This is a genomic window from Streptococcus sp. 23.2, from assembly GCF_016648665.1.
In the GTDB taxonomy this organism is placed as follows: Bacteria; Bacillota; Bacilli; order Lactobacillales; family Streptococcaceae; genus Streptococcus; species Streptococcus salivarius_E.
Genome location: NZ_JACLQJ010000014.1, coordinates 51,662 through 58,079, shown reverse-complemented (window position 1 = coordinate 58,079; position 6,418 = coordinate 51,662). Strand labels below are relative to the sequence as shown.

Below are 6,418 nucleotides of genomic sequence, written 5' to 3'. Positions count from 1 at the left end.
GTTTATAAGAATAGCTAATTTATTTAAAAGCAATTTTACGTAAAATTGGATTCATTTTCATTTTTTCAATAAAGATGACTGTCCGAAATTTTTTTTTAGTTAGAAGATCAATACTCAATCTTCTAAGAAAAGAAGAAATATCTCGCTGTCTTAATAGAGTCTTATAAGACCCAATCAGTTGATTCCTATTTCCTGAAAAAATTTTGTCAAAAGCTTTATTAGCAATAATAGACTGTAGTAATTCTATTTTTTCTTGTTTTCTCAACTTTAAATTAGAAATTTGAAAAACTGAACTTATGATAATCTTGGTCTTAATATCCTGAATTAATGTAGCATCTTCTAATTGGAACTGTTCAAGCAATTTACGTAATTCTTGAAGTTCATCTAATTGAATTTCAATTCTTTTAGGATGAAAACTTGTCAATGCAGAACCACTCCTACCTGCAATGTAATTATAAAGAGTCGAATCAATAAAAAGAATGTTATCTAAATGTTGATAAACTTGAAAATTGAATAATGTGTCCTCTCCTACTGATCTGCTAGGAAATTTTATATCGTATTTTAAAATAAACGATTTGTTATATACTCTTGACCAAACATTATACATCATGTCCGTTTTAAATAAATCTACAAAACAACTTCTAAATTCACCTTTATCAAGAATTCCAGTTTGACTATATGTATGAGAACGACAAGATAAAATATTATTATTATTTTCTTTAATCTCATTGTAGCCAAAACAAAGAACATCCCATTTTTTATTAAATTGAGGGGATATCCTTTCAAAGAAATCATCAGACAAAAAATCATCTGGATCCATAAAGTATAAATAATTTCCCCTTGATAAAGAGATGCCCAGATTCCTAGCTTCTGCTACACCATTATTTTCAATATGAGTAACAAAAACATTCGAATAATGTTTTTGATACTCATCACAAATCGCACCACTATTATCACTTGAATCATCATCAATTAATAGAATCTCATAATTTATTAATGACGGTTGCGACAGAATTGAATCCAGACCTCTTCTTAAATAATTCTCAACATTATATACCGGAACAATAATGCTTAAATCTATATTACTCATTAGCTCTCATCCTTAATTTATGGCGAATAAATTCTAACGACCATTTTTCCATTTTAAATTTTTTAAAAAACGTTGACTTGACATATTCCCAATAGAACTTATTTTTAGTGACTTCTTCGATTTCTTGTATCGAAAGTTCTTCTCCAAATACTAACTTATTCGGAATAACATAAAATGATTCTACAAGTTCAAATTCAGGACATTCAATTGTCCTTTTTTGAAAATGTGTATATAGCGGATGTTTGATAACTATTTTACCATCAATTAAATTAATCGATTTCAAGCCATGTTTCTGTGACCAAGAATAATAACGTTTAGGCTCATCTTCTCCATATTCTCGAAATGAAAAATGGCTGATATCAATATCATCAAAAAACTTATCTTGTAATTGTTCAAAACCAGATTTTTTAAACAATTTTTGAATACCTTCTGCCTCATCAAAAATAAAATTTTGCTCACTAGTAAAGACATTATGATAATCTAATCGATAGTTTAAACCTTGCCCAGACATAAATACATGATTAACTTCTTGTGAATTTTTAAATATTTGGAGATGACCTAAAAGACCATATCGAGCATAGTCATTCTCAAAAAAGCTATGTTCTTCCAGAAATTGATAAATATCACCAAGTAAGACATCTGTATCACAAAATCCCCAGTAGTCATATCCCTTCAACTCCTCTTCAAAGATAAACCCATAAGCAACTTTATAGTCACATAATTTATAAGGTGTTTTGAGAGAAATTTCAAAATCAAATTTAGACTGTACTTTTTTTCTTAAATCATCAAACGAAAGAGTCTTAAATTCAATATTCTCAGCGTTCAAAATTTCCAATTGGTCAACATTTTGATCCGTATAAATTAAGAAATCAATCTTTTGATTACGTTTGGCGGTCAGCAAAAAATATGGGAAAAACTTTGGAAGTTTTCCAAAGTATGGAATAATAAGTCTTATCTTTTTCATTTCGTTAAATCCTCTCCACCCTTATTCAACCAGGTAACAGCATTAAAATAGCGGTGGTAAGTTTTCAAATCTATCCCAACATGCCCTTGCTTCTCTGCTGATTTGAAATGAACCAAGGAAGGTAGATCACTATAATTCTTAGAAGAGAAGATGACCTTACTCTTATATGGAAGTTCTTCAAACTCTTTCATCAGCTCGTAAGTACAAGCATCATTATCATTGAACTTGAAATACAAATTATCCCAATGAATTCTTTCTAAACGACGGTTCCATTTTTGAGTTGCTTCTTCCTCATCTGCATAATGCAGGAAATGAAGTTCAATATCATCAAGAAGTGCTAGAGGATAGGCATTATCAAAGTCTTTGATATATTTGGATTCCTTAACAAATTTCAAGGGGATGTTTCCACTCAAATAGTATTTTAAATTATTGAGCATCTTAATGTAATCAGGCGAAAAGACAAACATCCCTACAAATGGAGTTTGATAAGGCAAGCCCAATTCCTGATAGACTTTTCCAGCCCAACAATTATCACAAATAATCGTAAAATTTTTATTCTTAAGTCTTCGTCTAGGAATAAAATTAATAATTGGATAAACGATTGGTTTTAATTTATTTTTTAGTGTTTCACGGTTCATATTAGTACTTCTTATATAGTTCTGAGAAATTACGAATATAACTTTGTAATGAAAAGAGTTCTTTTTGGCGTTTGACAGAGGCCTTGCCAAATTGCTCTCTCTTCTCAGTGTTATCAGCTAATTCTTGGATGGTCTTAGACAATTCTGCAGGCTGATTTGGTGTGGCAAGAAGACCGTTTTCACCTTCCTTAACCATTTCACAGACACCACCATGACGGTAGCCGACTACAGGTTTGCCACAAGCCATTGATTCGAGAACTACGGTTGGTAGGGGATCTGGATTGGTACTTGGCAAAACAAAGATATCAAACATATTATAGAGCTCTGTTGTCTTACTATAATAATCGATACGCTTGATTTGTCCAGCTACTGGTGAGTCTGATATTGCCTTTTCCAACTCATCAACACGCCACTCTTCACCTTCAAAAGCACTCCCTGCCAGAAAGGCTACTGCTTTTGGATTAGCCTTTAAGATTGGAGTCACTGCTTCCAAGAAATCGCCTTGACCTTTCCAAGCATTCACTCGACCAACCATTCCGATAATCAAGGCATCCTGTGCGATACCAAACTGGTCACGAACTGCGCTGGCATCCATTTCATGATAGACGGCATTGTCAACACCATTATAGATGACCTGAACTTGGTCATTTTTTACAAAGCGAGACTTCTTCACGTGGTTGGCCACAGCATTTGAAACTGTCACAATCGTATCAGCATAACGCCCCATCAAAAAGTTGATGAAATCAGAGATTGCTTTTGGTTTGACGATAATCTCGTGAACATGCCAAATCAAAGGAAGTTTCAACTTACGTTTGAGATAAATTCCCTCAAGCACCGCAGTCGTATTGTTGTGAACGAGAGTAATCCCATTATCATTAGCATATTTAGCAATTTGTTTTGAATAACGATTATAAGAGCCAAAATACTCAAGAATTCCCTTAGGATTAAAATATTTACGGCGCAAGATCGGATAATCGATAACTTTTACCTTAGCCCCAACCTTTTCCAATGCACTCACTAAGACACCATCGTTAGGCAAGATGACATGAGCCTCAAAGGCATCTTTATCCAACCCTTTAATAAGCTCCAACAAAACCTTGTCAGCACCATACATTTCGGCACCAGCGTGAAGATATAAAATTTTCTGCATTCCTATCCTTTAAATACTTTCTCGTAGTCTGTAACAATTTTTTCCCAAGTAAAGACTTCAGCAATACGTTTACTTGATTTTTGATTGAGTTCTTCGATAGCTTGTTCATCCAATTGCTCAGCTTGATCAATGACACTTGCCAATTGGTCTTTCTTCCAATAGAGAGCACCATCTTCACCGACTTCACGGTTAAAGCCTACATCCAACAAGAGGTTGAGTTTAGTAGACTCAAGAGCCTCAAGAAGGGATGGATTAGTACCACCTACTTCATGACCATGGAAGTAAGCAAAGGCATTTTCACGAATGTATTTGAGCAATTCTTGGTCATAAACAGTCCCGACAAACTTCACACGAGGATTCTTGTCAAAACCAGTTTCCTGACGCAACTTGTCGTAGAATTTGTTTTCTTCAACATTGGTAATGAGTACAAAGTCCTTGTCAGAGTTAGATGCCATAAAGCCACGAATCATAGCCTCATAGTTATTTTCAGGCACAAAACGTCCTACAACAAGGTAATAATTATTTTCAATGACACCCTTTTCAAAATACCATGTGCGAACCTTATCATCAACCTTAGTCAATCGAGATTTAGTTGTATCTGTCCCATAGGCAATATAAGTTGTTTGAGGACGATACTTCGCATAATCCTTTTGAATATAAGATTCAATGTTTTTACTATCACAAATCAAAAGATCTGCATGTTTTACCATGAGTTGCTCAGAAATTTTCCAATATTTACGAACTGGAAGGCTCCATTTCGCACGAAGCCATTCATGACCGTCCGGGTTAACCATAAGGGTACCACCGATAGCCTTGATTTTCTTTTTAATACCTGAGATAAATGGACCAATTCGACAGGCCAAAACATAAAAGATCGGTGCTTGGTCATTGTTTTCCTTAGCAATTTCAATGGCCTTATTAAGAGCTGCAATGTCATAAGCGATGGCACGTGCAGGCCCGATATTTGGGACGTCGATATTGTAGCATTTAGCACCGTTATGTTCAAAAGTATCTGCTGTTATACCTGATTTAGCAGAGTTTTCACGCATACAAGCTACATAATATTGGATATCTTTGTCTTGTTGGAACTCTGTTAACTTCTCAACAAAGGTTTCAAATCCACCATATTTTGCTGGAATTCCCTTAGAACCAACGATATAAACTGATTTTGTCATTTAATCACCATTAAAAGAAATGGAGAAAGCCATCACTTTGCTCCATCCTTCATTACTACTACTTTGATTGTTTTCAATAAGATTTTGATATCGCGCCAGATTGTCCATCCGTCCATATAAGCAACGTCTAGTTTTACAACTTCATCAAAATCCGTAATTTCACTTCGACCGCTTACTTGCCAAAGACCAGTAATACCTGGTTTAAAGCTGAGGCGACGTTTTTGTTCCGGTGTATAAGATTCGTACTCATCCAATGTTGGTGGACGTGTTCCAACCAAGCTCATATCACCTTTTAGAACATTCCAAAATTGTGGAAGTTCATCAAGACTCGTTTTACGAATGAAATGTCCGATTTTAGTAATACGAGGATCATTGTCCATCTTAAACATACCACCAGACATTTGATTCTGTGCCATCAAATTCTTCTTGATTTCTTCAGCATCTACTCTCATAGAACGGAATTTATAAAACTTGAAGATACGTCCATTCTCACCCACACGGTCTTGAGCAAAAATGGCTGGCCCACCATCTTTACGAATAAGTGGATAAAGGAAGATTCCAACAATCCCACAGAGCACCAAACCAACTAAGGCTCCACAGATATCGAGGAAGCGTTTCGCCAAGATATCTCCATAGCTATAAAAATGCGTTGAAAACGTAACAACCTTGAAAGGACCCAATTGTTGGATACGTTTTTCACCTTGACTCATAAATTCAAGGGCATTCAAATTAATGGATACTGGAATTCCCATGAGCTCAAAAGGTGATGCATAATCCCAAATCTTATACTGCTCACTTGGCAGATTAATCAAAACTTGGTCTACTACTGAGTGAGTCGCATATTCGATTAAATTTTCAGGTTTAACACTCTTGATAAATGGATCAGTGAAATAAGGATTATCCAAGACACAAACTGCTGTAATCCTACCATCCATATTGTCTTTCATACGAGACAAAACATTTTCTAGACGCGCCTGATCAGAAATCAAGAGAATATTCTTGTTACTTTTACGACGTGTATAAATTGATGAACGGAAATACTTAAGAACAGTATTTGTAACGTATAAGAGAACACCTGAAATCAGGGTGACGTAAAGAAGTCCGCGACGTGAGATTGAAAAACTTCCATCTGCAAAAAACGAGAGGAATGTTGCAATTAGAGCAAATATGAAACAATATTTGACAGTTGCAATGAGTTCATCCAAGTAGCCTCTATACTTAAGATTTTCATAATAACTACTGATATAGTAAGACACTACATGTACAACACCTAAAAGAACAATGCTTCCTTGGGTAATCTCTGTATATGGTAATTTACTAGCTACCATGGCTGAGAAAACAACCACAACTAACTGTATGATACCAATTTCAATGCGACGAATTTCTTGTTTTTCTTTCACT

General features: G+C 34.9%; 6 protein-coding genes. All 6 read right to left on the bottom strand.

Annotation, left to right across the window (positions count from 1 at the left end; genetic code table 11):
* Positions 1-19 precede the first annotated feature (19 nt).
* The 6 genes from H7T98_RS08075 to H7T98_RS08050 are packed head-to-tail and all read right to left on the bottom strand — an operon-like array spanning position 20 to position 6,417.
* Positions 20-1,090 (bottom strand): glycosyltransferase family 2 protein, encoded by a 1,071-nt coding sequence (locus tag H7T98_RS08075; protein ID WP_201061643.1) that lies wholly within the window; start codon positions 1,088-1,090, stop codon positions 20-22.
* Positions 1,083-2,054, bottom strand: a complete 972-nt coding sequence (locus tag H7T98_RS08070; protein ID WP_037600570.1) for a DUF6625 family protein — start codon at positions 2,052-2,054, stop codon at positions 1,083-1,085. The genes H7T98_RS08075 and H7T98_RS08070 overlap by 8 nt, the downstream gene beginning before the upstream one ends.
* Positions 2,051-2,692: a DUF1919 domain-containing protein gene (locus H7T98_RS08065; RefSeq protein ID WP_021144217.1), complete on the bottom strand. Its 642-nt coding sequence runs from the start codon at positions 2,690-2,692 to the stop codon at positions 2,051-2,053. Before H7T98_RS08065 ends, H7T98_RS08070 begins: the two co-directional genes overlap by 4 nt.
* A 1-nt stretch (position 2,693) precedes the next feature.
* Positions 2,694-3,842 (bottom strand): glycosyltransferase family 4 protein, encoded by a 1,149-nt coding sequence (locus H7T98_RS08060; RefSeq protein WP_201061641.1) that lies wholly within the window; start codon positions 3,840-3,842, stop codon positions 2,694-2,696.
* 2 nt (positions 3,843-3,844) lie between these two features.
* Positions 3,845-5,017, bottom strand: a complete 1,173-nt coding sequence (gene cps2T / locus H7T98_RS08055) for a beta 1-4 rhamnosyltransferase Cps2T (RefSeq protein WP_201061639.1) — start codon at positions 5,015-5,017, stop codon at positions 3,845-3,847.
* A gap of 32 nt (positions 5,018-5,049) precedes the next feature.
* The gene (locus H7T98_RS08050; protein ID WP_195917970.1) at positions 5,050-6,417 is read right to left on the bottom strand and encodes a sugar transferase; all 1,368 of its coding nucleotides are present in this window, start codon (positions 6,415-6,417) and stop codon (positions 5,050-5,052) included.
* Position 6,418: the final 1 nt, after the last annotated feature.

What these genes read in the sequence shown, in the direction of transcription:
- cps2T (WP_201061639.1), bottom strand. Translation starts at nt 5,017, where the DNA reads ATGACAAAATCAGTTTATATCGTTGGTTCTAAGGGAATTCCAGCAAAA.
- H7T98_RS08070 (WP_037600570.1), bottom strand. Translation starts at nt 2,054, where the DNA reads ATGAAAAAGATAAGACTTATTATTCCATACTTTGGAAAACTTCCAAAG.
- H7T98_RS08060 (WP_201061641.1), bottom strand. Translation starts at nt 3,842, where the DNA reads ATGCAGAAAATTTTATATCTTCACGCTGGTGCCGAAATGTATGGTGCT.
- H7T98_RS08065 (WP_021144217.1), bottom strand. Translation starts at nt 2,692, where the DNA reads ATGAACCGTGAAACACTAAAAAATAAATTAAAACCAATCGTTTATCCA.
- H7T98_RS08075 (WP_201061643.1), bottom strand. Translation starts at nt 1,090, where the DNA reads ATGAGTAATATAGATTTAAGCATTATTGTTCCGGTATATAATGTTGAG.